This is a genomic window from Neisseria sp. (assembly GCF_030530745.1).
Taxonomy (GTDB): Bacteria; Pseudomonadota; Gammaproteobacteria; order Burkholderiales; family Neisseriaceae; genus Neisseria.
In genome coordinates this window covers 1-24,521 of sequence record NZ_JAUMUI010000029.1, presented here as the reverse complement: position 1 = coordinate 24,521, position 24,521 = coordinate 1, and the positions used below count along the sequence as shown (strand labels likewise).

The 24,521-nt window shown below is 50.7% G+C and carries 25 protein-coding genes; 12 read left to right on the top strand and 13 right to left on the bottom strand.

All coding sequences use genetic code 11. The annotated features are described in order from the left end of the window. Positions 1 to 240 precede the first annotated feature (240 nt). The gene (locus tag Q3970_RS09250) at positions 241 to 1,245 is read right to left on the bottom strand and encodes a quinone-dependent dihydroorotate dehydrogenase (protein ID WP_303100292.1); all 1,005 of its coding nucleotides are present in this window, start codon (positions 1,243 to 1,245) and stop codon (positions 241 to 243) included. A gap of 1 nt (position 1,246) precedes the next feature. Between Q3970_RS09250 and Q3970_RS09245 the strand changes: the two genes are divergently transcribed. From Q3970_RS09245 to Q3970_RS09230, 4 genes are all read left to right on the top strand, one after another. Continuing rightward, positions 1,247 to 1,465: a hypothetical protein gene (locus Q3970_RS09245; RefSeq protein ID WP_303100291.1), complete on the top strand. Its 219-nt coding sequence runs from the start codon at positions 1,247 to 1,249 to the stop codon at positions 1,463 to 1,465. Between the two features lie 560 nt (positions 1,466 to 2,025). Then, positions 2,026 to 3,270: a YadA-like family protein gene (locus tag Q3970_RS09240; protein WP_303100290.1), complete on the top strand. Its 1,245-nt coding sequence runs from the start codon at positions 2,026 to 2,028 to the stop codon at positions 3,268 to 3,270. Between the two features lie 66 nt (positions 3,271 to 3,336). Continuing rightward, positions 3,337 to 3,798: an outer membrane protein assembly factor BamE gene (locus Q3970_RS09235; RefSeq protein WP_303100289.1), complete on the top strand. Its 462-nt coding sequence runs from the start codon at positions 3,337 to 3,339 to the stop codon at positions 3,796 to 3,798. 35 nt (positions 3,799 to 3,833) lie between these two features. After that, positions 3,834 to 4,253, top strand: coding sequence for a murein L,D-transpeptidase (locus tag Q3970_RS09230; RefSeq protein WP_303100288.1), 420 nt, complete (start codon positions 3,834 to 3,836; stop codon positions 4,251 to 4,253). Between the two features lie 259 nt (positions 4,254 to 4,512). Here the strand turns inward: Q3970_RS09230 and Q3970_RS09225 are convergent, their stop codons facing one another. Then, positions 4,513 to 5,316, bottom strand: coding sequence for a carbon-nitrogen hydrolase family protein (locus Q3970_RS09225; RefSeq protein ID WP_303100287.1), 804 nt, complete (start codon positions 5,314 to 5,316; stop codon positions 4,513 to 4,515). Positions 5,317 to 5,433: 117 nt separating this feature from the next. Here Q3970_RS09225 and Q3970_RS09220 point away from each other — a divergent pair, with 117 nt between their 5' ends. Further along, a complete protein-coding gene (locus Q3970_RS09220; protein ID WP_303100286.1) occupies positions 5,434 to 5,751 on the top strand; it encodes a porin in 318 nt (105 codons plus the stop codon). 157 nt (positions 5,752 to 5,908) lie between these two features. On the opposite strand, the gene Q3970_RS09215 is transcribed toward Q3970_RS09220, so the two are convergent. From Q3970_RS09215 to Q3970_RS09180, 8 genes are all read right to left on the bottom strand, one after another. Next, positions 5,909 to 6,400, bottom strand: a complete 492-nt coding sequence (locus tag Q3970_RS09215) for a hypothetical protein (protein WP_303100285.1) — start codon at positions 6,398 to 6,400, stop codon at positions 5,909 to 5,911. 89 nt (positions 6,401 to 6,489) lie between these two features. Then, a complete protein-coding gene (locus Q3970_RS09210; RefSeq protein ID WP_303100284.1) occupies positions 6,490 to 7,266 on the bottom strand; it encodes an AraC family transcriptional regulator in 777 nt (258 codons plus the stop codon). 2 nt (positions 7,267 to 7,268) lie between these two features. Continuing rightward, the gene (locus tag Q3970_RS09205) at positions 7,269 to 8,648 is read right to left on the bottom strand and encodes an MFS transporter (RefSeq protein ID WP_303100283.1); all 1,380 of its coding nucleotides are present in this window, start codon (positions 8,646 to 8,648) and stop codon (positions 7,269 to 7,271) included. Further along, positions 8,645 to 9,559 carry a hypothetical protein gene (locus Q3970_RS09200; RefSeq protein ID WP_303100282.1) on the bottom strand — a complete coding sequence of 305 codons (915 nt, stop codon included), beginning with the start codon at positions 9,557 to 9,559 and terminating at the stop codon, positions 8,645 to 8,647. Before Q3970_RS09200 ends, Q3970_RS09205 begins: the two co-directional genes overlap by 4 nt. Positions 9,560 to 9,572: 13 nt before the next feature. Continuing rightward, on the bottom strand, positions 9,573 to 10,487 hold the full coding sequence (locus Q3970_RS09195) for a TauD/TfdA family dioxygenase (RefSeq protein WP_303100281.1): 915 nt from the start codon (positions 10,485 to 10,487) through the stop codon (positions 9,573 to 9,575). Next, on the bottom strand, positions 10,484 to 12,061 hold the full coding sequence (locus Q3970_RS09190) for an AMP-binding protein (RefSeq protein ID WP_303100280.1): 1,578 nt from the start codon (positions 12,059 to 12,061) through the stop codon (positions 10,484 to 10,486). Before Q3970_RS09190 ends, Q3970_RS09195 begins: the two co-directional genes overlap by 4 nt. Continuing rightward, positions 12,058 to 12,459, bottom strand: coding sequence for a thermostable hemolysin (locus tag Q3970_RS09185; protein ID WP_303100279.1), 402 nt, complete (start codon positions 12,457 to 12,459; stop codon positions 12,058 to 12,060). Before Q3970_RS09185 ends, Q3970_RS09190 begins: the two co-directional genes overlap by 4 nt. A gap of 34 nt (positions 12,460 to 12,493) precedes the next feature. Next, positions 12,494 to 12,733 carry a thermostable hemolysin gene (locus Q3970_RS09180; RefSeq protein ID WP_303100278.1) on the bottom strand — a complete coding sequence of 80 codons (240 nt, stop codon included), beginning with the start codon at positions 12,731 to 12,733 and terminating at the stop codon, positions 12,494 to 12,496. A gap of 343 nt (positions 12,734 to 13,076) precedes the next feature. Between Q3970_RS09180 and Q3970_RS09175 the strand changes: the two genes are divergently transcribed. Beyond that, positions 13,077 to 13,760 carry a 2,3-diphosphoglycerate-dependent phosphoglycerate mutase gene (locus Q3970_RS09175; protein WP_303100277.1) on the top strand — a complete coding sequence of 228 codons (684 nt, stop codon included), beginning with the start codon at positions 13,077 to 13,079 and terminating at the stop codon, positions 13,758 to 13,760. A 118-nt stretch (positions 13,761 to 13,878) separates the two neighbouring features. On the opposite strand, the gene betT is transcribed toward Q3970_RS09175, so the two are convergent. The 3 genes from betT to betB all read right to left on the bottom strand — a co-directional run bounded on the left by betT (position 13,879) and on the right by betB (position 19,393). Next, a complete protein-coding gene (betT, locus tag Q3970_RS09170) occupies positions 13,879 to 15,882 on the bottom strand; it encodes a choline BCCT transporter BetT (protein ID WP_303100276.1) in 2,004 nt (667 codons plus the stop codon). A gap of 90 nt (positions 15,883 to 15,972) precedes the next feature. After that, the gene (betA, locus tag Q3970_RS09165; RefSeq protein ID WP_303100275.1) at positions 15,973 to 17,667 is read right to left on the bottom strand and encodes a choline dehydrogenase; all 1,695 of its coding nucleotides are present in this window, start codon (positions 17,665 to 17,667) and stop codon (positions 15,973 to 15,975) included. A gap of 262 nt (positions 17,668 to 17,929) precedes the next feature. Continuing rightward, positions 17,930 to 19,393 (bottom strand): betaine-aldehyde dehydrogenase, encoded by a 1,464-nt coding sequence (betB, locus tag Q3970_RS09160; protein WP_303100274.1) that lies wholly within the window; start codon positions 19,391 to 19,393, stop codon positions 17,930 to 17,932. Positions 19,394 to 19,740: 347 nt separating this feature from the next. On the opposite strand from betB, the gene Q3970_RS09155 reads away from it, so the two are divergent. The 6 genes from Q3970_RS09155 (at position 19,741) to Q3970_RS09130 (ending at position 24,344) form a co-directional block, all read left to right on the top strand. Further along, positions 19,741 to 20,262, top strand: a complete 522-nt coding sequence (locus Q3970_RS09155) for a PepSY domain-containing protein (protein WP_303100273.1) — start codon at positions 19,741 to 19,743, stop codon at positions 20,260 to 20,262. Between the two features lie 103 nt (positions 20,263 to 20,365). After that, the gene (locus Q3970_RS09150) at positions 20,366 to 21,040 is read left to right on the top strand and encodes a response regulator transcription factor (protein WP_303100272.1); all 675 of its coding nucleotides are present in this window, start codon (positions 20,366 to 20,368) and stop codon (positions 21,038 to 21,040) included. 221 nt (positions 21,041 to 21,261) lie between these two features. Continuing rightward, on the top strand, positions 21,262 to 22,584 hold the full coding sequence (locus Q3970_RS09145; protein WP_303100271.1) for an ATP-binding protein: 1,323 nt from the start codon (positions 21,262 to 21,264) through the stop codon (positions 22,582 to 22,584). Beyond that, a complete protein-coding gene (locus tag Q3970_RS09140; protein WP_303100270.1) occupies positions 22,585 to 22,794 on the top strand; it encodes a hypothetical protein in 210 nt (69 codons plus the stop codon). It begins immediately after the preceding gene. 30 nt (positions 22,795 to 22,824) lie between these two features. Beyond that, the gene (locus tag Q3970_RS09135) at positions 22,825 to 23,580 is read left to right on the top strand and encodes a DnaJ domain-containing protein (protein ID WP_303100269.1); all 756 of its coding nucleotides are present in this window, start codon (positions 22,825 to 22,827) and stop codon (positions 23,578 to 23,580) included. 167 nt (positions 23,581 to 23,747) lie between these two features. Beyond that, complete coding sequence (locus Q3970_RS09130; RefSeq protein ID WP_303100268.1) at positions 23,748 to 24,344, top strand: bifunctional 2-polyprenyl-6-hydroxyphenol methylase/3-demethylubiquinol 3-O-methyltransferase UbiG; 597 nt, start codon at positions 23,748 to 23,750, stop codon at positions 24,342 to 24,344. The last annotated feature ends 177 nt before the right edge of the window (positions 24,345 to 24,521 follow it).

The window sequence follows — 24,521 nt, the reverse complement described above, 5'->3', positions numbered from 1 at the left end:
TGTTCGGGTAACCGTTTGGATGGGGTTTTAGGTATTTTGCAAAGGTCTCAGGCTTGGAGCCGTCTGAAAAATAAAAAAAGAGCAGAGTTGCGTTTCTGCTCTTTTTTTATTTTTCAGACGGCCTGAGCGAATTTTAAAGCCGCCGTATTTGTATAACTTTCGTCATATTCGGGATTGTTCCGAGTATCTTTTTTGTTTTTATTACGATAAGCGTGAGGGATCCTGATATCTTTTCTTGCCTTAAACGCAAGACTTCAAACAATCGCGAACCAAATCCGGGCCGCGGAAAACCATGCCGCTGTAAAGCTGCACGGCGGCGGCGCCCAAGCGTATTTTTTTTTCGGCATCTTCCCCGCTGAGAATCCCGCCCACGCCGATAACCGGCAGTTTGCCGTCGAGATGCCGCGCCAGCTGCGAGAGTACCAGGTTGCTTTTTTCACGTACGGGCCGGCCGCTTAAGCCGCCTTGTTCGTCTGCCAGCGCATGGCTGCCGAGGGCGGTTTTGTCGATGGTGGTATTGGTAGCGATGATGCCGTCGATTTCGGTTTGTTCGGCGATATGGGCAATATCGGCGATTTGCGCTTCGCTTAAATCGGGGGCGATTTTCACCGCCAGCGGCACATAACGGCCGTGTGCGGCCGCCAAACGTTCCTGTTTGTTTTTCAAGGTGTAAAGCAGCCTGCCCAATTCGCCGCCGCCCTGCAAATCGCGCAGGTTTTTGGTGTTGGGCGAAGAGATATTTACTGCGATATAGCCTGCATAAGCATAGGCCTTTTCCAAACAAATCAAATAATCGTCAGCCGCTTTTTCAATGGGTGTATCGGCATTTTTGCCGATATTGATGCCGAGAATGCCGTTATAGCGGCTGTTTTGAATGTTTTTCACCATCACATCGATACCGTGGTTGTTGAACCCCATGCGGTTGATAACGGCCTCGTGTTTCGGCAGGCGGAACAGGCGCGGCTGCGGGTTGCCGCTTTGCGGGCGCGGCGTTACCGTTCCCACTTCGATAAAACCGAAACCCAACGCGGCCAACGCATCAATATATTCCCCATTTTTATCCATACCCGCCGCCAGCCCCACAGGGTTGGGCAAATCCAAGCCCATCAGGCGGGTAGGGCGGGTTTGGTTGTTTACTTTGGGCAGCAGGCCGAGCCGGTAGGCGGTGCCCAGGGCGGCCAGAGTGAAGCGGTGTGCCTTTTCAGGATCGGTTTTGAATAAAAAGGGGCGTAAAAAAGAATACATAATGAATAAGCTGTTTAATGGTGAAAAATGTGCAAATGTAACCAGAAAAGCTATTTTACCTGAATGGTTTTGTTTCAGGCAGTGTCAGGACGGAAGGTTTGGGGCAGTACAAACCGAACGACATTTTCAGGCTGCAGGCAAAGGAAGCGGGATAACCGGTCAAAGCGTGTCCAAAGGCGGCAACGTGCTGCCCGTAAAACAGTGGCTATTACACTGCTGAAAGCACAGGTTCTGCAGATTTCTATACGGTAGTGTAAAAAATACAACAGTTTTGAAACTTTATTTCAACAGAATCAAATGGCTGATTTTAAGTAAAAATATTCTATTTTCATAAATAAACAAATTGAATATTTTATGAATTAATTTCACTTTATAGCTTTTGTTTTAATGACTAGTGAATAAATAAAATTAAAAAATGTTTTTTTACAAATTTATTATTAAATAAATGTAAAAATAAGTTTTGTATTACACAAATAAGGTAAATAAATAATTCCAGAATTATTATCTTGAGTTATTATTTTTTGGTAAAAATATACCTTTAAGCTCAGAAAAAGATAATAAAAACCAAGGTTTCCATTGTTAAATTTTACTTTGGTCAAATGCTGTTAAGTTATATTATTGAAATCAAGAAACGGATAAGGTCGCCCCAAAATGCGATTTGGTTGCGGCCGGTTTCAGTAATTTTAACCGTATCGGAAAGCTGGCTATGCAAACCAACTGTTTGCGGCCGAGTCGGATATATAGGCTGGGACGATACTCTTTACTTATCGGGAGATAATCATGAACCGTAAAAATGTTCAAACCAATGTAAAACCCCGTCTGCTGGCTGCGTCTGTTGCAGCCGGTCTGATGACTATGGCTTCTGGTGCGCATGCCAATGCCGCTTATGTGGCCGGCACCACCAATAATGTTGAATACGTCAGTGTAGGCGGTATCATCGCCTCCAACACTACTTCAGCCAACAATAATAAAGACAGCTTGGGCGCGAGCGGCCGCTATGCGGTTGCCATCGGTTATGGTCCCACTGCTACCAACCAAGGCTCGGTTGCCATCGGAACTACCAGCAATTCAACCGGTAACGGTTCGGTTGCGTTGGGTGCGCTGTCTTCTTCAACCGGTACCTCCTCTACTGCTTTGGGTAATTTGGCGCAAGCTTTGGACAATGCAGACACCGCAGTCGGTCGCCGTGCTGTTGCCAGTGGCGGCAACAGTACTGCCTTGGGCACCGAAGCCAAAGCAACAGGTAATAAATCCAATGCCATCGGTTCGGATGCAGAAGCTACCGCTAAAGATTCAAATGCATTCGGTAGCTCTGCACGTGCTTCTGCACAAAATTCTATCGCTTTAGGCACGGCAGCCAATGCATCTGCATTAAATGCTGCTGCAATCGGTGCTGCCGCCCAAGCCAGCGGTATAAGTAGCACTGCACTTGGTGTATCATCGCGGGCTACTGAAACCAATACTGTTGCTCTTGGCCGCGGTGCCAATGCCTCTCTTGAAAACTCCGTTGCTTTAGGCGCGAATTCAACCACTACCACATATGTAGGCACTAATAGCGCAACTGTGGGCAATCTGACTTATGGCGGTTTTGCAGGTACCAGCCCAGTAGGTACTGTGAGCGTGGGTTCCGCTGGTGCCGAACGTACGGTGAGCAACGTTGCCGCCGGTCGTATTACCGCCGACAGCACCGATGCCATCAACGGCAGCCAGCTTTACAGTGTGGCTCAGCAAATCGGCAACAATGTCAACCAACAGCTCGGCGATGTCCACAACCGTATCGGCGATATGGATAAAGACTTGCGCGCAGGTATCGCCGGCGCTACCGCCATCGGTTTCTTGCAACGCCCGAACGAGCCGGGCAAGAGCTTGGTTTCTGCCGCTGTGGGCGGTTATAAAAACCAACAGGCTTTGGCTGTGGGTTATGCGCACAATTCCGACAACAACAAATGGTCTACCAAGTTCGGCGTGGGTCTGAATACCCGCAAAGATGTAAACTGGGGCGCAAGCTTGGGTTACCAGTGGTAATAACGGCAGAGGCCGTCTGAAAACGGCGGCCTTTCTCAAAGATTACATGATTGAAAGGAAATCATAATGAAACTGTCCACATTGATTTTACCCGTAGCCGCCGCTCTTGCTCTGGCCGCCTGCGGCAACTTGAGCAAAGTAAGCAAAGAAGGCACCACCGACAGCCCCGTGTGGCCCAATCCTGAAAAAACCACCTTCCGCCACAGCGGCAGCCAGCACGGTTCATGGCCCAACTGGGACAACGTGCGCCAAATCGAAGCGGGTATGAACAAAGACCAGATCTACAACCTGATCGGACGCCCGCACTTCAACGAAGGCCAATACTTCGTGCGCGAGTGGGATTATTTGTTCAACTACCGTGAAAACGGCGAACACAAAACCTGCCAATATAAAATCCTGTTCGACAAAAACATGAACGCGCAAAGCTTCTTCTGGCTGCCCGAAGGCTGCGGCCCGAAAGAGAAAGAGCCGGTTCGCGAAGTGATTATCCGCGAAGTGGAAACTTCTCCGCAGCGCATCCGCCAATAAGTAGGCGCATGTTGGCATAACAAGCTGAAACTGTGATGAAAAAACTTGCAGTCATCGCTATGCTGCTCGGCTTGGGCTTCACTGCCCAGGCCGGCAGCATTTCTGACTTTAAAAAGCGCAAAGCGGTAGTGAGCCTGGATAAAGCGGAAATCTGTTTGGAAAACAACCGCTGTTACCCTGTGTTGATAGGCAAAACCACACCTAGGGGAAAATTCGATCTGACCATCGTTAAAACCAACCACCGCGGCTACGGCGGCGATGTGATGAAGTTTAAAGACGAGGGGGATTTCATGTTTGCCGTGCACCGAGTGTGGACGCTGAAGCCCGAAGAGCGGCGTATGCAGCGCATCGCCTCACCGCGCGTGAAAGACCGCGTGATGACCAACGGCTGCATCAATGTAACCGATGACGTATATGAAAAACTGAAGGCTTATTTTGTTTTGGAAGTGGTTTGATTCACTCGTCAAGCATTTTGTGAAAACACAGGCCGTCTGAACGTATTTTCAGACGGCCTTTACTTTTGCCCGAGAATCCATACCGGCATCTTACAAACACTTGCGCCATGCCCGGGCTTGACCCGGGCATCTTTTTGTTTCAAAAGAAATAACAGATATCCGGGGTAAGCCCGGGTATGGAGGAACCTAAGCAGGTTCGGGGTTAAAACGCATTTTTGCCAAGGTTTCGGCCCGAGCGGATTTTGTAAGTGCCCTGCCTTTACAAACAACGGTGCGCCAGTGCAGGCAGGCGCGTGCGCACGCTTTGCAGGCGCTCGGCACTGAGTTCGGCCATCACTATGCCTTCGCCTTCGGGCAAAACGTCGAGAATCTCGCCCCACGGGTCGATAATCATACTGTGGCCGAAGGTGCGCCGCCCGCTTTCGTGTGTGCCGCCCTGTGCCGAGGCAACCACATAGCATTGGTTTTCAACGGCACGGGTGCGAAGCAGCAGCTCCCAATGTGCTTTGCCGGTGGTGTAGGTGAAGGCGGCGGGCAGCATCATCACGTCGAACGGCAGCTGGGCGCGGAAAAATTCGGGAAAGCGCAGATCGTAACACACGCCGGCGGCCACGTTGATGCCGTCGGCGCTGAAGTGCGGCACGCTTGCACCCGCTAAGATGGTGTCGGCCTCGGCATAGCGTTCGCCCAAGCCCGAATAGCCGAACAGGTGCATTTTGTTGTAAGCGCCGATACATTCGCCGCTGCGGCCGTAAACCTGCATGGTGTTGAGCACTTTGCCTTTATCGGGGCTTTGCAGCGGAACCGTGCCGCCGAAGAGCACCACGCCGTTTTGTTTGGCAGTTTCGCTTAAGGCCGTCTGAAAAGCCCCGCTGCCCAAAGGCTCGGCGACGGTCAGTTTGTCGGTGTCGCTAACGCCCATCAGCGGCCAGTATTCGGGCAGCAAAACCCAAGCGGCTCCGGCGGCGGCGGCTTTTTCCACCAGGCGCTGCATGGTGCGGATGTTTTCTTCGGGGCGGGTGCCGGATACCATTTGAACGGCGGCGGCGCGCAGGGTGTGCATGGGGTTCTCCTGTTTCAGACGGCCTTGGTGCGGCCTGAATCTTTGCTTTCATTATGATTTATTTACCGCATATCTGTTACACTTTTTGCATTCGGTAACCAACGTAAGGGAGTGGTCATGAACAGGACAACGGTTTGGCTGGCGGCAGTGCTGCTGGTGCCCGCAGTGGCGGCGGCACAAGTGCGGCTTTACGGCAATATCCGCAGCGGTGTGGAAGTGTCGCAAACCAAAATCGGCGGCGAGCGGCACAGCCGCACTTCGGTGAGCGATTTCGGCAGTTATATCGGCTTTAGCGGTTCGCATCCGATAGGCGGGGGCGGAACCAATGCGGTGTGGAAATTCGAGCAGGATACGCCCGTCGGCCGCCGCAGCGGCTCGATGCGCGATTATTTCCGCGAAAAGAAAGCGGAGGGCGGGTCGTATTTACCAAATTGAGTGTGGAGACGCAAGTGGTTGCATGATTCTGAGACCGGCAGGCATACACAGTGGCAGTTTGTCTGTACAAACTTGATGCATAAGCCGAATCATATATATTAAGAGTTGGTTGGCAAGAGTGGTATATGAGTTAAATAATACGATAAATTTATCAAATTTATGAATCGAACCATAGGTATAAAGGAGATATGCTAAGTAAATTAATCTGCAACCTACTGTGCAGCAACATGATTAGTAAAATAATTAATGTGCAAATTGCTTGTATAATTACAGCCTTATGCATTTTCGCAGCATTTTTACCCCAGCCCATTGCTTTGGGATGGAGTTGGGAGAGAGCTCTATTGGATGGATCCCTTAGGAGCTTTTCTACAATAGAATCCACAATGAATACCAAGACGCTTAGGATAAACCATAGTTGGAATATCCGGTACCATTCTTTTGACCACAGCATAAAGATCCCACTCAATATCAATCCCCAACCGGCAATATTATAGTATCGGTCAATCATAGTTAAGCTCCTTAAAATAAGGATCTTTTCTTCTTCTTTGCAAGATTTTAAACGTAAAGAAAGATATGGGGCGAAGAGCAATGGCCCGGCTGCTGCTACTGCAGCCAAAAGATGTATTGTTTGGGCAAAGTTATAATCCATAGGTTATTTTTATCTCTCGTATTTAGTCTGCATTTGTTAAAAGATCGACAGGACTTGTAACTGTTGTTAGAAAATGAAAAATTGTTGAATCAAGAAGACTGGTGGAAGCAATAATTTTGAAATTGCTTGCGGGCTTTGTTGGGAGAAAGGCCGGAAACTCGGCGGAACCAGTGGCTGAATGAATCTCCTGAAGAAAAACCCAGCGTTACAGAAAGCTGTTTGTTTGAATCCCCTTCCGATAAACCCTTCCATGCGGCAGTCAAAAGCAGGTAATTATGCCATTCGGTATAACATAACCCGGTTTCTTTTTTGAATAGGCGGGCTAAAGTACGCCCTGTCGCCCCTACGTATTTTCCCCACTCTGCCAAACTGTATTTTTGGGCAGGGTTCTCAATAAGGCTGTCTGTTATTTTTTTTAAACGGTTGTCTTGAGGTAGTAACAGGGGAGGAGTGCTAATAGGGCTTTCATCAATTTCTTCAAACAGCAGTTGCAGCATATTATGACGTTTTACCTCGGAAAGCGGTTTTTCAACGTTGGTCAAACGTTCGCAAATAGCTGTAATTAAAGATGATGAGTCAATTAATTTTAAATTTGAAATAAAGTTGGCACATAATTCGAGCGGAATATAGATAACGGTCAGATCAACATGGCTATAAGCCGATCCCCAGTGTTCTTTGTTCGGAGGTATCCATACTGCCATGCCGGGTTTCATCAACCAGCGTTTCTTGGCTGTGTACCCATATAGTATGCCATTCCTTACCAGCACAAATTGTCCTTGCGGATGGCAGTGAGGAGTACTTTCTTTTTTCGGTATTTGATCGAGGGTACGTTCCACAATCAAAACGCTGGAATCTGTGGTAATCATTTCTACTCCTTTTCCATCAAATAATGATTACTGGTTGCATAAATACGTGGCAGCAGTAATGCAAAGCCCAGTCCCAGCAGCATACTGAATCCAAGAATAGTGAAACAAATCTGAAAAGAGTATGTTCCCGGTAATTGAAGCTGTATTGCGGCAAGTGTATTTACGCCCAAGGCTGCACCGAGGTTACGCAAAAACTGTACTGTTGCCGTCCATGTTCCAAGTTTTCCGACCGGAGCGCTGTTTTGAGCCAAAACCAAGGTAGTAGTTGCAGCGAATCCCATTCCGAGTCCGATTAACAGTAATGCAATGGCAATCAGAGTCAGGGAATGATTCCCTATTGCTGCAATCATTAGAAATGCCCCGCTTGCTAACATAAGCATACCTGTTGCCGCCATTTTTCTATAGCCGAATATAGCGAGCCTGTTACCGCAAAAAGCAGAACCTATTACCCAGCCTAGTGCCGCCAGCATAATCAGCAGTCCTCCGGAAAGAATGGTTTCTTCTTGCTGATTCAGTGCCAGTGGCAATAAAGTTACCGAAGCGTATAATCCTGCGCTCGACATAAGTACTAGAACAATAATAGAAAATAATGCTTTTTGTTGGAAAAATTGCAGGGGGACAGGGGTGCTGTCCGGATGTTGCCGGACACGGACGATCAGAAGCAGCAAGGCCGTCAAGATAACGAACCAAAGTGCAAACACCATATTGGGCATATCCTCAGGGCGGCTGGCGAGCAACAAGCAGAGGGTCAGTGCAATCAGTAAAAATTGTGCGGGGACGTCTATCAATGTCCTGTTCTGCGTTTTATCGATTGAAGGCGTAATATACAGTAATATCAGTGCTGCGATCCCGATAGGGATATTAAACCAGAAAACAGCACGCCAACTGAATATGTCGGCCAATATGCTGCCTAAGAGAGGGCCTGCAATAGCGGCAAGTCCCCAAACGCTGCTCAGCATACCTTGCATTTTGCCGCGCTTCTCTGAGTCAAATAGTGCGGCTAAGAAGGAATAAGAAAGCACTATTATCCCTCCTGCCCCTATGCCCTGAAGAGCTCGGGAGGCAATAAGCCCCGGCATATTCGGGCTTATTGCTGCAAGTATGGAGGCAATCATAAACAGCAGCATAAATGCTTTCAGCGTGGCAGATACACCAAATTTATCACTTAGAGCTCCAGCGAGCGGGGCAACCAGTGCTACCGGTAATAGAAAAGCAGACATAATCCACGGATAGAGGGAAGGCCGGCCAAGTTCTATACCGATAACAGGCAATACGGTACTGATAATGGTACCGTCAACCGCAGCTAGAAACAGGCTTATAACGATTGCGGCAACACCTGCTTTTTGTTCCGTTGCCGACATTATTAAATTATCTGTATTCATAATTTATTTGAAAATTGCGTTTTGTGAACTTTAGATGCCTGTGAAAACTGCTGAACAATAGCGGCTGTTTCATCATCCATATAATCGTCTACCTTTCGGATTGTCTCTCCGGATTGGACGATTTCCCGAAAGCGTAAAGTCATGTCTAACTGTGTTGCTGCCGCAATATTTCCTTCTGTGTAATCCAAATCAAATGCCGATTTCACTGTCTCGGCACTGCTCATTGCCAGCTGGGTATTCAAGGATTCTGTTTCTTGGATTAGTTGCTGCATTCTTTGGTGTTCTGCACGAGTGAATGTTGGGATAATTTGGTCGAAGATAGCATGATCGCATTGAATATGCCGTGCTTCATCCAAACCATGAAAATGTAGCAAGCGTGTCAAAAAGCTGTGCTGCATCGGATCTAAGGCTTTCAGGCGGCGTTCAAAAACGGTAATAATAGACTCTCCCACATAGGCTGTGGAACATAATGCAGCAAGTTTGATTAATGGGGCATCATTATCATTGTAGATGTCAATTCTCTGTTGAAAGAGATTATTGTTCAATTTTATATCTCGTCCTGACAAATGACGGACATATTGGTAAAAGCTGTTTGCATGATTGATTTCTTCTGAGGCAAAGCATGAAATGGCATGATACAGGCCATCACCTGCTGTAAAAGAATCTGTTTCTCCTTGTAACTCACATAGAATACGGCTCATCACTGTTGCTACGTGCATTTCGATTTCTGCCAGTTGAGCTAATTCTTTGTATAAATAGGCAACAGCTTTTTTTTCTTGGCCTGCTTCTCCGACCAGTGCACGGGAAAGAAAATCCAATTCACTTTCTGTTGCAGCATCTTCCCAAGGCATACGGTTGGGATGAAGATAGTTCAGATGGGCATACTGATTAATTTCTTTAAAAGAATTCATTGCATTATCCTTTTTACTTGAGATATGAAAGTGCATTAAAAATGGTACGGGATTTGTCCTCAATTTTTCGACGGCCATGCATTACTCGGGTATTGTCAATCAACACAATATCCCCATCCTGCCATCCAATATCGTGAGTGAACTGTTGGCATACGGTATCTGCTTCTGCTAGCCTTTCATCTGGAATTTTTGAGCCGTCGGAAAAGGTAATCAGTGGCTTTTCATAGTAATTTGATGGGCCGAAAATACTGTTGGCAAAATTATGTGTTTCCTCCGGATTAATGTGGCTGGTACGAACTGCCGGAGTTTTGAACTGATAATGGATAGAGCCGTCATTATTTAGGGTAATGTTGGTTTCCGGTATGTTTTTGATTAATGATAAAAGGTGATCTAAAGTAGTACCCTCTATCGTTTCAGGTGAGTTTGGCTGGCCTGCTAATGCATGAAATGCATAAGTCTTCCATTTTTGCTCCTCAACACGGCGTGAATACATAATATCTTTCGAGCAAAAGGATGATTTTGTTTCAGGGCTTAAGTGTTTAAAAACCTGTTTGCCGTCACATACTGTAGTTTGAGAACCTTTCTGTGGTGATTTTTGACAATAAAACCAACACAAATCAGGCCAAAATGGACTGTTGCCGTTTTCGCAGTGCAGTCCCACTTCATCATAACCGGCATCTACTTTTTGAGCCGTATCCCCATTAAAACTACGTGCCGGATCAAGACTGATGCGTCCACTGGTCTGGCGTACTAAAAGGGAAAAATTTTCAATACTGTGCTTGAAGTCACGTAATATTAAATATCCATATTCAGCTAATTGCTGAAGTAGGTAGTTTGGTGTTAAGTCGGTTACATTTCTTTCTTCTAAAGGGGTAATGATTAAACCGGCATGGGCGGTATGGGGCATTTCATAAAGATTGTTGATCATTCAGATATGGCCTTTCTGTTTAAGTTGTTTAAAAAAGAAGTAATAGCATTGCGTTTTGGACGCCCGGTAACTGTGAATAAATGAGCCATGGTTTCCCGGTCATGGGCTACCAGTATGGGCTCGGTAATATGTTCTATTTCATTAAGGTGCTGGCAGGCGAATGCTGCTATAGATTGGCGGATCAGCCGAGCTTTTGATATATCTTCAATTACAAAGATACCGCCGAGAAATTGCTGTTTGTCGCCGTAAACGATAACTTCTAAGACACCCGGGATACTTCGATAGGCTGATTCCAGCCATTCTGGTGAAATGTTACGTCCGTTAGCCGTGATGATAATGTTTTTCTTACGCCCTATAATAGAGACAAAACCATCATTATCCTGTGTTGCCAAATCTCCCGTATGCAGCCACCCTTCTTCATCAATGGTACAACTGCTGGGATCTTCATTCGAATAACCTGCAAATAATGAGGTACTGCGCAAACAGAGCTCGCCATCTTCGGCAATTTTGACTTCTACATGCGATAATGGTTTTCCTACAGTGCCGATGCGGTTGGCATTTCGGGAATTCCATGTTGCTACAGAACTATTTTCACTCAGGCCGTAACCTTGGTAAACAGGGATACCCAGCCTATCAAGTTTCATTAAAATTTCATTAGCAACAGGAGCACCTCCAACAGCTAAAAGGGGTACTGTTTTTCTTCCGAATAACGCTAAAGGCAGATTTGATTCATTGCTGTATTCGTCATGTGCTCGTTTAGCCAATGCTTCTACTAAGGCAGGAGTCAGTGTTAAGGCTGAAGATCTTGATTGCTTTATAATTTCCAGTCGTTCTTCTGCCGTTACGCCGGGGCTTCCTAAAGGAGGCATTTCTCTAGGGGGGAGAATTATTGCTCCTCCTGAGGTTAACGGCATATAGAGAGCAGTAACTTGTTCAATCAACAAACTTAAAGGCACCAAATTTAAATAGCGCCGGTAGTCATTGCATTGTACGCACTGCCATAATGCCGTTATTAATGCATCCAATCCTTTTCTGCGTATTTTTACACCCTTGGGATGAGAAGTGGTTCCTGAGGTATGAATGATTTTAATAACAGAGTCATTTTGAAATTGTTGTTGGAATATAGGTTGTAAAATTTGCTTGGGAACAGGTGTTTGCCCGCAGGCTATTGGCAGTGTTTTTCCCATCAATTTCAAACCGTTAATCTGCCATTCAGCTAGGCGGGCTGCTCCGATGTCGTCAGTTAAAACAATATTGCAGTTTTGAAGTAGGTGTTCTGCTTGATCGCTAGAGAAAGAAAGGGGTACAGGCACTTCAACACGTTCCGCCAGCAGTAATGCCAAATCTGCTAAAACCCATTCCGGTGTATTGCCCATAACAATACCGATGTACGCTTTGTTTGCCGTACGTTGTGATAATAAGCAACCCAGCTGGCCGGCTTCATCAATCAATGTACCGTAGTCGTATAAAACTGTTTCTTTGTAATTACCATCATCTGTTTTGTTAAGTTGTATAATGGCTGCCGAATGAGGATTGTTTTTTGCTTGCGCCAATATAGAATTAAGTATATTCATGCCGGTACCTGTATATTGTTTGAAAAGGCAGATTGAAGCTGTTCAAATTCAGAAAAGATGAGCCGGCCCGCAAAATGATTAAAGAGATGGCCGCATTGATCTAACAAAATAATGCATGTTTTGGGGAATTCATTGTAATAACTGCCCCAAGCCTCTCTTTCTGCATCAGGCAGGCGATCTATGGAGGCATCGGCTAAAATACAGAAAGGTATCCGGTGAAAAGCCAACAGCTTGCGTAAGCGGTATGTTGAGGTGCAGAGTAGTGCTTCATAACCCATGAATCCGGCAATAATGGGAATGATGCGGATAAGGTTGGCAGCAGCATTTGGATTGTCTGATGCCAACGAACCTATCTCTGCTATGTTTGCGGGGTTTAATGAACGTTTTGTTTTTTGCAAAACAGTTTCTTTTAAAGATAGATCCAAATAGCGTTCAGAGAATAGGAGGGGGGGGGGCGGAAATGCCCGCACAAGCAACCAGCTCTCCGGAAGTTTTGTTTTTACAGGAAAGCAAAATATCAGGATCAGGATGAATAGATGCTTGATAATTTTTATGGTAAATATCTGCAATATAACGTCGAACCTGCTTTGCAGATTCATCATGACGATGAATAATATCCAATCTGGTCGAAGGGCGGGCAGAATCCTTTTCCGTATAGAAGAAACTAATCATATAAATAAATCCTTTTATATTTCAATATGTTTTTTAATATAACCTATGATGCTGATGCTTGGAAATGTTTGATGGAGACATCTGTAAGAATGAAACAGACACATGGTTTGGATGTAAGGTGTATTCCAAGGTAAACATGATATTGAGATATTTGGAACGGTGGTGTTGCTTGGAGTTTGTGAAATATCCAGATCTATAGTTGCAGTTAGATTGAGGCTTATCTTCTTCAATTTTTCAGGCGGCCTGATTTAATATCGGTCAAACCACAGGCTGCTACACGCAATGGCGGCGGTAAAATATGTTATAAAGCAGGTTTTCAAAAACCCGTATTTGGAGCAAGCACATGGAATTAGTATTTATTCGCCACGGCCAAAGCGAGTGGAACGCCAAAAACCTGTTTACCGGCTGGCGCGACGTGAAACTGAGCGAGCAGGGGCTGGCCGAAGCCGCCTCAGCGGGCAAAAAGCTGAAAGAAAAAGGTTATCTGTTCGACATCGCCTTCACTTCGGTGTTAACCCGCGCCATCAAAACCTGCAATATCGTGCTGGAAGAATCTGACCAGCTGTGGGTGCCGCAAGTGAAAAGCTGGCGTTTGAACGAGCGCCACTACGGCCAGTTGCAGGGTTTGGATAAAAAACAAACCGCCGAAAAATACGGCGACGAGCAGGTGCACATTTGGCGCCGCAGCTACGACACCCTGCCGCCGCTGCTCGATCCGAGCGACGAATTTTCGGCCCATAACGACCGCCGCTACGCCAACCTGCCGGCCGATGTGGTGCCTGACGGCGAAAACCTGAAAGTTACCCTCGAGCGCGTACTGCCTTTCTGGGAAGACCAAATCGCTCCCGCCATCCTGAGCGGCAAACGCGTGCTGGTGGCTGCCCACGGCAATTCGCTGCGCGCGCTGGCCAAACATATCGAAGGTATTTCCGACAGCGACATCATGGGTTTGGAAATCCCTACCGGCCAGCCTTTGGTGTACAAGCTCGACAACAACCTGAAAGTGGTTGAAAAGTTCTATCTGTAAATTCGAGCGGTAACGGGCACAAAGGCCGTCTGAAAGTTTCAGACGGCCTTTTCCTTTACACTGTTTAAACCGCGCATTCTGATCGGATTTTTAAGCACCGTCTGGCGGCACGCCGGCATCAGCGCTCGAAGTGCAAGAACTGAATGTGCCGTTCGTATTGGTTCAAAACATCGATAATAATCTGCTCTTTGGTGTAGCCGACGATATCGTAATCCTGACTGCCTTCGCTCAAAAACACCTCGGCACGGTAATATTTTTCCTGTTCGCTTCTGGAGGTGATATTACCGGCCTGGCCGAGCGCAAATACGGGTTTGACGGCTTCCAGCAACCGCACTTCATACAGAAAGTCCACTTCTTCTCCGTGGAGCACTTCCAATTTCAACACATGATTTTCTTTATCTTGCGACAATTTGGTTTCAATGCCTTTTTCCTGCAATTCGTGCGCCACTTCCAGCATGGCCGGCTGTAAAGTTTTAATCATGAAACGCAATGCGGTTCGGGCGTCGGGAAAATCTACCAGGCGGCTGAGGCGGTTGCGCCAGTTGCGGCCGTCGTCGAGCACTATCGCTTTGTCGATTTGGGTGGCTTTGCGCTTATTGCTTTCCTGGCGCAGGCATATCCCTATCGAAATCATATACACCACCAAAACCAGCGAAAACGGCAATCCTGCCACCACCGATACCGACTGCAGCGAGCTGAAGCCGCCGGCAAACAGCAGGCCGAGCGTAATCAGGCCGGTGGCAGCCGCCCAGAACAAACGCAGCCAAACGGGTGCGTCGGCATCGGAGGCCAGATTGCGCGAACTCAGATTCGCCAATACCAGTGCGCCTGAATCGGCAGAAGTTACAAAGAAAATCAGCCCGATAATCACAGCCATAAACGACCACAGTGAGGAGAGCGGATAATGCCCGAACAGTACAAACATACCCATCGCCGGGTTTTCCAGTGCGGTTTGGCCCAATTCGACTGCGCCGTTGTTTACCAGTTCAATCGCACTGTTGCCGAAAATCGAGAACCACGCAAAGATAAAGCCGAGCGGGATAAACATTACGCCGAACACAAATTCGCGCAAAGTACGGCCGCGCGAAATGCGGGCGATAAACAGGCCGACAAACGGTGCCCATGCCACCCACCAGGCCCAGAAGAAAATCGTCCAGGCCGATTTCCATTCCGCACCTTTCTCGCCCGCGTAGGCATATGTTTGAAAGGTTTTGCCGAGCAGGGTTTGGAAATAATCGCCGATGTTTCCGGTAAGCGCGTTCAGCAGAAATACCGACGGTCCCATGGCCAGCAGTGCAATCAGCAAAAAGGTTGCCCCCAGCATGTTGATTTCAGACAACCGCCGTACGCCGCGCTCTACACCCGACATGGCCGACAGCCCAGCCGCAACCACCACCGAAATGATAATGGCCGCCTGAACAAACCGACTGCCCGAAATGCCGAACACATGGCTCAAACCGGCATTCGCCTGCAACACGCCGATTCCCAAACTGGTGGCTATCCCCAACAGCGTGCACACCACGCCGAACGTATCCACCGTATTACCCAGCCAGCCGTCGGTACGTTTTTTGCCGAATACCGGTACCAACGCACTGCGCAACGCCAACGGCATGTCTTTACGGTAGGCGAAATACGCCAAAGCCATACCGATTAAGGCGTAGATACCCCAACCGTGCAGGCCCCAGTGCAGAAAAGTCTGCGACAAGGCCGCACTTGCCGCTTCGGGCGTGCCGCCTTTGCCGGTATTGGGGGTGAGGTAGTGTGCCAACGGCTCGGATGCGCCGAAAAACAGCAAGTCAATGCCGATACCTGCCGAAAACAACATCGCTGCCCATGCTAAAAAAGGAAAATCAGGTTTGTCTTGATCTTTGCCCAGCTTGATGTCGCCGTAGCGGGAAAAACCGACAAACAGCGAAAAAACCGAATATGCCGCCACAACCAGCATGTAATACCAGCCGAAATGGTCGGATACCCAGCGCAGTGAGTTGCCGAGTACGCTTTCACTGATTTCCGGAAACATAATGGTAAACAAAATCAGGGCAATGGAAATTACCGAAGCGGCGGCGAAAACGGTTTTGTTCACCGCCAACTTGGCCGTACCTGCTGTCGGGAAGTTGTGCATGTATTCTCCTTTGTTACGGTTTTCATTTGATGGACCGGTATGGCAATGAGGCCGTCTGAACGGTGTTTCAGACGGCCTCATGCCGATTCGCTATGCCTGACGCTTCGGCTCGCCGCGCACCGGGGCATCGTTTGCTACATAATAATCTGCCGTCGATTTCGGCAGCGGGGTGCGGCCGCGGATTTTGTCGGCGATTTTCTCGGCCAGCATAATGGTGGTGGCGTTGAGGTTGCCGGTGATGATGTCGGGCATAATCGAGGCGTCGACCACGCGCAGGCCTGCTATGCCGTGCACGCGGCCTTCGCCGTCGGTTACCGCACCGTTGCCTTCGCCCATCGCGCAGGTGCAGGAAGGGTGGTAGGCGGTTTCGGCGTGGTTTTTCACATATTCGTCTAACTCGGCATCGCTTTGCAGGTTTTCAGACGGCGTGATCGCTGCGCCCCGGTAACGGTCGAGCGCGGGCTGGTTCATGATTTCGCGGGTGATGCGGATGGCGGCGCGGAACTCTTCCCAATCCTGCTCGTGGCTCATGTAGTTGAAGAGTATGCCCGGGTGTTCGGCGGGATTGGCCGATTTGAGTTTCACGCGGCCGCGGCTGGGCGAGCGCATCGAGCCGACGTGCGCCTGAAAGCTGTGGGCTTTGCTGGCGTTGCGGCCGTCGTAGCGTACGGCGATGGGTAGAAAGTGGTATTGGATATTCGGCCAGGCGAATTTTTCGTGGCTGCGGATAAAGCCGCCGCCTTCAAAGTGGTTGGTGGCGCCCAAGCCGGTGCCGCAAAACAGCCATTCGGCGCCGATGGCGGGTTTGTTCCACCAGTTGGTTGCGGGGGCGATGGAAACCGGCTCTTTGCATTCGTATTGCATGTATAGCTCGAGGTGGTCTTGCAGGTTGCTGCCCACGCCCGGCAAATCGAGAATTTCGCTCACCCCCGCTTCTTGCAGCCACGCGCCCGGGCCGATGCCGCTGCGTTGCAGGATTTGCGGCGAGGCAATCGCGCCTGCGCTCACAATCACTTCCTGCCGCGCTTCCACGGTTTTCAGACGGCCTTGATGCTCGAAACGCACACCGCGCGCGCGTTTGCCGTCGAACAGCACCACATCGGTTAATGCGCCGGTGAGGATGGTGAGCCGCTCGCGGTGGCGCGCCATATCGAGATAACCGCGTGCGGTGGAGGCGCGGCGGCCGTTGGGGGTAACGAAGCGGTCCATCGGGCCGAAGCCTTCCTGCCGGTAGCCGTTTAAGTCCTGCGTGCGCGGATAGCCTGCCTGCACACCCGCTTCAATCATGGCTTCAAACAAGGGATTCACGCCCGGTTTGGCGGTGGTAACGTGTATCGGGCCGCTGCCGCCGTGGTAGGCGTTTTCGCCGGCGTCGCGGTGTTCCGATTTTTTGAAGTAGGGCAGGCAGTTCAGATATGCCCAATCCGACAGGCCGGGCTTTTGCGCCCAATGGTCGAAATCAAGCGCGTTGCCGCGGATATAGCACATGCCGTTAATCAGCGACGAACCGCCCAAGCCCTTGCCGCGCCCGCAATCCATGATGCGGTTGTTCATAAACGGCTCGGGGTCGGTTTTATAACCCCAGTTGTAGGTGGTGCCCTGCAACGGCATCGCCAAGGCGGCGGGCATCTGGGTGCGGAAATCGAGGCGGTAGTCGGGCAGGCCTGCTTCAAGCAGCAGCACGGACACGTTTTCATCTTCGGTGAGCCGCGCGGCCAGCACGTTGCCCGCGCTGCCCGCGCCGATGATGATGTAGTCGTAGGCGGGTTTTAATGATTTGGTCATAGATTATCCTTTGCTGTTTTCAGACGGCCTTTCGGTTTGTGATGCAAGCTGCCAATCAAATCAAAACGTTTGAATTTCTGTTTCTGTCGGAGCAGGTACACCTAATCTGCTGCGACAGCCGAACCTGTTGCCGCAGCCGCCTTTTTTTGCCTACTTTTTTGGCGAAGCAAAAAAAGTAGGTCGCCACCCGCGGCGATAGAGCGGGTTGGTTAATATTTCACCCCGCCCGAGTATGACGGTGTTTGGGTATTTTCAGACGGCCTTAAAACACCGATTGGTAATCCCCCAATTCCACCAGCACCGATTTGGTTTGCGTGTAGTGCATTAAGGTTTGCACGCCGTTTTCGCGACCGATGCCGGATTGTTTGTAGCCGCCCACCGGCATTTGCGCGGGCGATTCGCCCCAGGCGTTGATCCAGCAGATGCCGGCCTGCAGTTTGCCGATGATGCGGTGGGCGCGTTTGATGTCGGGCGACACCACACCGGCGGCCAGCCCGTAGCCGGTGTGATTCGCGCGCACCACCACTTCTTCTTCGGTGGTGTAGGCCAGAATGCTCATCACCGGGCCGAAGATTTCTTCGCGGCAGACGGTCATTTCGTCGGTGCAGTCGGTAAACACGGTGGGGGCGACATAGGCGCCGTTTGCCAGGCCGTTTTCTTTCAGACGGCCGCCGCCCGCAATCAGCCGCGCACCTTCGCGTTTGCCGCTTTCAATGTAGGCGAGCACTTTTTCCATATGGGGAAAGCTTGCAAGCGGGCCGAAATTCACGTTTTCGTCGAGCGGGTCGCCGATGCGTATACGCGCCACCCGCTCAAGCACGGCGGCTTCGAAGTCCGTTTTCAGCTTGGCGGGCACAAACACGCGCGTGCCGTTGGTGCACACTTGGCCGGAGCTGTAAAAATTCGCCATCAGCGCGATGTCTGCCGCCAAACCCAAATCGGCGTCTTCGCAGATAATCAGCGGCGATTTGCCGCCCAGCTCCATGGTTACGTCTTTCAAAGAAGACGATGCGGCCTGCGCCATCACTTTTTTGCCGGTGGCCACGCCGCCGGTGAACGATATTTTGGCGATTTCGGGATGGCTGCTCAGCGCCTCGCCCACGCGCCAACCGCCTTGAACCACGTTGAACACGCCGTCGGGCAGGCCGGCTTCGGTGAAGATTTCCGCCAGTTTCAGCGCCCCCGTCGGCGTGGTTTCGCTGGGTTTGAACACCATCGCGTTGCCTGCGGCAAGCGCGGGCGCGGCTTTCCACATGGCGATTTGAATCGGGTAGTTCCATGCGCCGATGCCCGCCACCACGCCCAACGGCTCTTGGCGCGTGTAGGCAAACGCGCTTTCGCGCAGCGGAATCTGGCGGCCTTCAATGGCTTGCGCCAAGCCGGCGTAGTATTCGATGACGTCGGCGCCGGTAACGATGTCCACATACAGGGTTTCGGACAGGGGTTTGCCGGTATCCAAAGTTTCGATGCGTGCCAATTCATCATTGCGTTCGCGCAGTATTGCCACGGCCTTGAGCAGAATGCGGCTGCGTTCCGCCGCAGTCATCGCAGCCCAAACCTTTTGCCCCGCCATGGCCGTCTGAACGGCGGCTTCGATTTCTCCGGCATCACTTTGCTGAACGGCCGATAAAACTTCTCCGTTGGCAGGGTTGATGTTGTCGAACATTTCGGCCCGGGGGTTGGCGGCTGCATAAGTGCCGTTGATGTATGCGGTGAGTGTTTGCATAAGAACCTTTCTTGTCTCGACGTCCGGGCGGCTTGCACGGACGCATGGAACGATACGGCAATCGGGTTTATGTTCTGCAAACGGTATTGAAACGCGGCTAACTGCCGTATATTGTATGAAAAAGTGAATATTTTGCCCTGTTTGGGGCGGGTTTTATTTTCACCATAACATATTTCCGCAGGTGTGTCATGGCAGGGTGTGCGGGCTGTTCAGGCCGGGGGCTTTTTCTTTACACAATTTAAACCGCACCTAATTTTAGTATAAATATCGCGCCCTAAAATGCACCGTATCGGAACACTGCCGTGCAGGGTTCTAAACTTTTACCTTGATATTTCAGGAGGATAATTATGAAAACACGCTTCAACACCGCTGCCGCCGCCCTGCTTGCCGTTTTTCTGGCCGCAGGCGGCCAAACCGTATCTGCCAAAGGTTACGGTAAAATCGCCGCTATTGCGCAAACCAAAATCACCCCCGAACAAGCCATCGCCACTGCCCAAAAACAGGCCGGCGGCCAAGCCACCGAAATCAAGTTGAAGGGCAAATACGGCAACCCCGTTTATAACGTGGAAGTGCGCAACGGCAATCAGGAACATACCTTTTATATCGATGCCGTAAGCGGCCAGGTGGTCGGCAACAAAATGGAAACCGAATGGAAACCCTCGCGCAAAACCGCCGTATCGCTGGAGCGCGCCATTCAAATCGCCCAAAGCCGCGTTAAAGGCCGCGTTATGGAGGCCGAACGCGACAACCGCCGCGGCCGGTCGGTGTATAAGGTCGACATTCTCAGTGCCGACAATATGCCCTACAAGGTTGTTTTGGATGCCGACAGCGGCAAAGTGCTGAGTTCTTATATCGACTACGACGACTGATTCGGCCGTTCAAAATAAAGCGGCCGTCTGAAACATTTTTTCAGACGGCCGCAGATTCTCATTTCAAGTGCAACGGCAGCCGGCAGGCGGAAGGGAGGAAAATATGAGGATTTTATTGGTGGAAGACGACGGCATGATCGGACGTGCTGTTGAGGGAAGCCTGAAAGACAACCGCTATACCGTCGATTGGGTGCGCGACGGCAAAGCCGCCGTCGATACGCTGGCCGCCCAGCCCTACGATATCGTGCTGCTCGATTTGGGTCTGCCGCATAAAGACGGCCTGCAGGTGCTGCGGGAAATCCGCTCCCGCGGCCTGACCCTGCCCGTGCTGATACTCACTGCCCGCGACGACATCAGCAGCCGCCTGCAAGGCTTGGACGGTGGTGCCGACGACTACATCATCAAACCCTTCGAAATGTCGGAAGTGCTCGCCCGCATCCGTGCCATTATGCGCCGTACTGTCGGCAGCGCCGTCAACATGCTCGACAACGGCGTGATTACGCTCGACCCTGCCACTTATTACGCCAAACGCTGCGACAGCGGTGAAAGCGTGCTGCTGTCCAACCGCGAGTTTGCCATACTGCATGCGCTGATGCTGCACCCCGGCACCATACTTTCGCGCAGCGATTTGGAAGACAAAGTATATGCATGGGGCGAAGAGCCCGAAAGCAACGCCATCGATTACCTGATTCACGTCCTGCGCAAAAAACTCGGCCAGGACATCATCAAAAACGTACGCGGCGTCGGCTGGCTGGTGTCGAAAAAAGACGAAGGCTGACCTTGGCAACCCGTTTCTTTCCGCCGGAAAATAGAATGCGGGCACACAACTGCTCCTTGTTCCGGCAGGCTTTTAATAGTATGTTTCCCGATTTCCAACCCGGGTTTCCCCGTATCCCGTTTTCCGGCGGAAACCTTATTTTTCAGACGGCCTGAAAGCATTTTAGAAAAAACGGCCGTCTGAAACATATTTTTGCCGTATCCGAAAGGTTTTAGCGTTTTATGTTCCGCCACCCTTCCATACAGGTCCGCCTTTCTGTTTTTCTCACATTGGTTATCTTGTTTACCGCAGTGGTTTCAGGCATTTCCACCTTCTACACCATGTTTGAAGAAGCCGAAGAACTGCAGGACGACATGCTCAGGCAGGCGGCGGTGCTCACCCATAAAGACGAGCTGCCCGAAGAAATCGGCTACACCGATATCGACAACGATACCCGCATCTACATTCAGCCCGTAAGTGAAGAAAACGGCCGCTTCAACCTGCCCGGAGAAGCCGGCGAGGGCTTTTTCAACATCACCGACAAACGCAAAGGCAAGCCTTACCGCGCCTATATCCATCTTTATCCCGACAATTCGCTCGTGGCTTTTATTCAAGAAACCGAGTTCCGCGACGATGTTGCCTTCGACAGCGCATGGTATGCCGTGATGCCCCTGCTCATTCTCGCCCCCGTGGCCGTGTTGCTGAGCATGTTGATTATCTATATGACATTAAGGCCGGTAAACCGTTTGTCGAAACAGGCCGAAACACGTAACGAAAACGACCTCTCGCCGCTTTCAACCGCCGATATACCCCAGGAAATCTATGGCTTCATCGAAGCCATCAACCACCTGCTCAAACGGGTGGGCGAAGGTGTCGGCCGCCAGCAGCGCTTTATTGCCGATGCAGCCCACGAACTGCGCTCACCGATGACCGCGCTCTCGCTTCAGGCAGAGCGCCTGAATACCCGCGACCTGCCCGCCGACACCGCACAGCTGGTTAACGATCTGCGCGACGGCATACGCCGCAACAGGCGCCTGCTCGAACAGCTGCTTTCAATGGCACGGGTTCAGTCGGGCGAAAAGCAGGTGAAGCAGACCATACAGATAGGCTCAGTCTGCCGCCGGCTGATACAGGACCTATACCCTCTGGCCGAAGCCAAAAACATTGATCTGGGCGCAGGCTGCAACAGCGGAATCGAGCTTTTCGGCGACGAAACCGAAATCTACACCCTGTTAAAAACTCTGACCGAAAACGCCATTTCCTACACGCCCGAAAACGGCAGGGTAGATGTGGTGGCCAAAGCGCACAACGGCGGCTGCCTGATAGAAGTGGAAGACAACGGCCCCGGCATTCCGCCGCGGGAGCGTGAACGCGTGTTCGACCCGTTTTACCGTATTTTGGGCAGCAACACCGAAGGCAGCGGCTTGGGGCTGTCGATTGCCAAAACCATTGTCGAGCGTTACGGCGGCCGCATCACGCTTGCCGATGCCGAACAGTTCGGGCACGGCCTGAAAGTGAGTGTGTGGCTGCCGAAAGGGGATACGCAGGCAGATAACGGCAGATAAATGCGGGAAAACAAAAGCCATCTGAAAACCCTTTTTTCAGACGGCCTGAAGCCCATAGTGGATTTAATTACTTCGATACAAGGCAGCAAGCCGCAGACAGTACAAGCAGTATGGGACTGGTTCCGTTGCCGCTTCAGCGGCTTACCAAATACCTCTTTGACCGAAGGCGTAATAATGCTCTGGCGGAAATACGGCCGGTTTGCTATATAATCGCAATTTTCCACCCAAACGGCGGACATAATGTCTAAACGCATACGCACCCACTACGACAACCTCAAGGTGGCTCAAGACGCACCGGTTGAGGTAATCCGTGCCGCCTACCGTTCGCTGTGCAAAAAATACCACCCCGATCAAAACCGCGACAATCCCGATGCCGAACGCATCATGAGCCTGATCAACCGCTCTTATGCCGTGCTTTCCGATCCCGAACAACGCCGTGCTCACGACGAATGGATAGCCGCCCAAGGTTCGGCTGAAAAACCGGTTTCTTCACCCATGCCTAAAAACCGCGAACCCGAATCCGGCCTGCTCGTTCATACCCTGTATGCACGGCGGTTGTGGTTGGGGCTGCTGTTTTTCGCCGCCTTAATCGGCGCGCTGTTTTGGCTGGCCGGCCAACAGCGGGAAGCCGCTATCGATATGCCCGTTGCCCGTGCCGACACCGCGCCGGCCGGCTACCCCGAGTTCGCACAATATATGGCAGGCTATCCCGTGCTGGCCGAAACCGGCAACGGCATGGTAAAAATCGACAATCAGGCCAACCGATCAGCCGTATTGGTACAGATTTACCCCGAAAACGGCGATACGGCCCTGCGCACCATTTATATCCCCCCGCACGCCGACTTTACCGCGTTCAAACTGCCCCCGGGCAGCTACCGCATCCGCTACCGCAGACTTGCCGACGACAGCCGGGAAAACACCGCCTTCACGCTTTCAGACGGCCAAACCCAAGCAGCGGTGGTGCAGTTGGAAAGCGCCCGCGCCGGCCTGCCGTGAGGCCGAAACCTTTGTAAAACTCATTGAGGCCGTCTGAAATGTTAGATTCCGTCATTATCGGGCTTGGCCCGATAACCCGGCATTTGCCATTTAGGCAAAAGCAAATGTTTTCAGACGGCCTCAAGGTATGTTGCAAAGATCTCAAATAATCAGATAGGAGACGCACCATGTCGAAATGGGACGAACGCTACTGGCCCGAAGAATATGTGTTCGGCACCGAACCGAACGAATTTATCGCCCGCATCCGCCCCTATCTGCCTGCGCAGGGCAGGGCATTGGATTTGGCCACCGGCGAAGGGCGCAACGGCATTTTTCTGGCGCAGCTCGGTTTGGAGGCCGAAGGTGTGGATATGTCGGTCAGAGGGCTGGAAAAAGCGCAAAAACTGGCGCAGCAAAAAGGCGTACGGTTTGCCACCCGCTTGGCAAACATCACCGAAATGTCCCTTTTGGCCGGCCATTATGCCGTGATTACCTCGGTATTCTGCCACTTCGCCGAACCCGAGCGCACCCGCACCCTGCAACGCATGATAACCGCACTGCAAAGCGGTGGCCTGTTTGCCGGCGTGTTCTACCACCCCGACCAAATCGGCCTCGGCACCGGCGGCCCTTCCGACCCTGCCATGCTCGGCACGCTGGAAGAAATGCAGCAGGCACTGCACGGCTTGGAATGGCTGGTGGCCGAACACAGCTTGCGCGATATGAACGAAGGCAGCCGCCATCAAGGCGTCAGCTCGGTGATTTACCTGCTGGGGCGCAAGCCTTGATACGGAAAGAGGTTTGCAAAAGTCAAATCACGCCCTAAAAAACCGAATACCGTTATTCCGCCTGAGCGGGGATGGCGGTATTTTAAACATTTCAGACGGCCTGAGGCCTTTGTAAAATTATGTTTTATAGCCAATCAACTTAAAAACAAATACAATAAAAGTCATGGCATATTCAAA

Bases quoted from the DNA above. Each gene is read 5' to 3' on its own strand.
- Q3970_RS09140 (WP_303100270.1), top strand. From the start codon at position 22,585: ATGCGGGAAAACAAAAGCCATCTGAAAACCCTTTTTTCAGACGGCCTG.
- Q3970_RS09155 (WP_303100273.1), top strand. From the start codon at position 19,741: ATGAAAACACGCTTCAACACCGCTGCCGCCGCCCTGCTTGCCGTTTTT.
- Q3970_RS09205 (WP_303100283.1), bottom strand. From the start codon at position 8,648: ATGAATACAGATAATTTAATAATGTCGGCAACGGAACAAAAAGCAGGT.
- Q3970_RS09220 (WP_303100286.1), top strand. From the start codon at position 5,434: ATGAACAGGACAACGGTTTGGCTGGCGGCAGTGCTGCTGGTGCCCGCA.
- Q3970_RS09250 (WP_303100292.1), bottom strand. From the start codon at position 1,245: ATGTATTCTTTTTTACGCCCCTTTTTATTCAAAACCGATCCTGAAAAG.
- betB (WP_303100274.1), bottom strand. From the start codon at position 19,393: ATGCAAACACTCACCGCATACATCAACGGCACTTATGCAGCCGCCAAC.
- Q3970_RS09130 (WP_303100268.1), top strand. From the start codon at position 23,748: ATGTCGAAATGGGACGAACGCTACTGGCCCGAAGAATATGTGTTCGGC.
- betT (WP_303100276.1), bottom strand. From the start codon at position 15,882: ATGCACAACTTCCCGACAGCAGGTACGGCCAAGTTGGCGGTGAACAAA.
- Q3970_RS09195 (WP_303100281.1), bottom strand. From the start codon at position 10,487: ATGATCAACAATCTTTATGAAATGCCCCATACCGCCCATGCCGGTTTA.
- betA (WP_303100275.1), bottom strand. From the start codon at position 17,667: ATGACCAAATCATTAAAACCCGCCTACGACTACATCATCATCGGCGCG.
- Q3970_RS09180 (WP_303100278.1), bottom strand. From the start codon at position 12,733: ATGATTAGTTTCTTCTATACGGAAAAGGATTCTGCCCGCCCTTCGACC.
- Q3970_RS09240 (WP_303100290.1), top strand. From the start codon at position 2,026: ATGAACCGTAAAAATGTTCAAACCAATGTAAAACCCCGTCTGCTGGCT.
- Q3970_RS09245 (WP_303100291.1), top strand. From the start codon at position 1,247: ATGAATAAGCTGTTTAATGGTGAAAAATGTGCAAATGTAACCAGAAAA.
- Q3970_RS09225 (WP_303100287.1), bottom strand. From the start codon at position 5,316: ATGCACACCCTGCGCGCCGCCGCCGTTCAAATGGTATCCGGCACCCGC.
- Q3970_RS09235 (WP_303100289.1), top strand. From the start codon at position 3,337: ATGAAACTGTCCACATTGATTTTACCCGTAGCCGCCGCTCTTGCTCTG.
- Q3970_RS09230 (WP_303100288.1), top strand. From the start codon at position 3,834: ATGAAAAAACTTGCAGTCATCGCTATGCTGCTCGGCTTGGGCTTCACT.
- Q3970_RS09200 (WP_303100282.1), bottom strand. From the start codon at position 9,559: ATGAATTCTTTTAAAGAAATTAATCAGTATGCCCATCTGAACTATCTT.
- Q3970_RS09190 (WP_303100280.1), bottom strand. From the start codon at position 12,061: ATGAATATACTTAATTCTATATTGGCGCAAGCAAAAAACAATCCTCAT.
- Q3970_RS09215 (WP_303100285.1), bottom strand. From the start codon at position 6,400: ATGGATTATAACTTTGCCCAAACAATACATCTTTTGGCTGCAGTAGCA.
- Q3970_RS09150 (WP_303100272.1), top strand. From the start codon at position 20,366: ATGAGGATTTTATTGGTGGAAGACGACGGCATGATCGGACGTGCTGTT.
- Q3970_RS09135 (WP_303100269.1), top strand. From the start codon at position 22,825: ATGTCTAAACGCATACGCACCCACTACGACAACCTCAAGGTGGCTCAA.
- Q3970_RS09210 (WP_303100284.1), bottom strand. From the start codon at position 7,266: ATGATTACCACAGATTCCAGCGTTTTGATTGTGGAACGTACCCTCGAT.
- Q3970_RS09145 (WP_303100271.1), top strand. From the start codon at position 21,262: ATGTTCCGCCACCCTTCCATACAGGTCCGCCTTTCTGTTTTTCTCACA.
- Q3970_RS09175 (WP_303100277.1), top strand. From the start codon at position 13,077: ATGGAATTAGTATTTATTCGCCACGGCCAAAGCGAGTGGAACGCCAAA.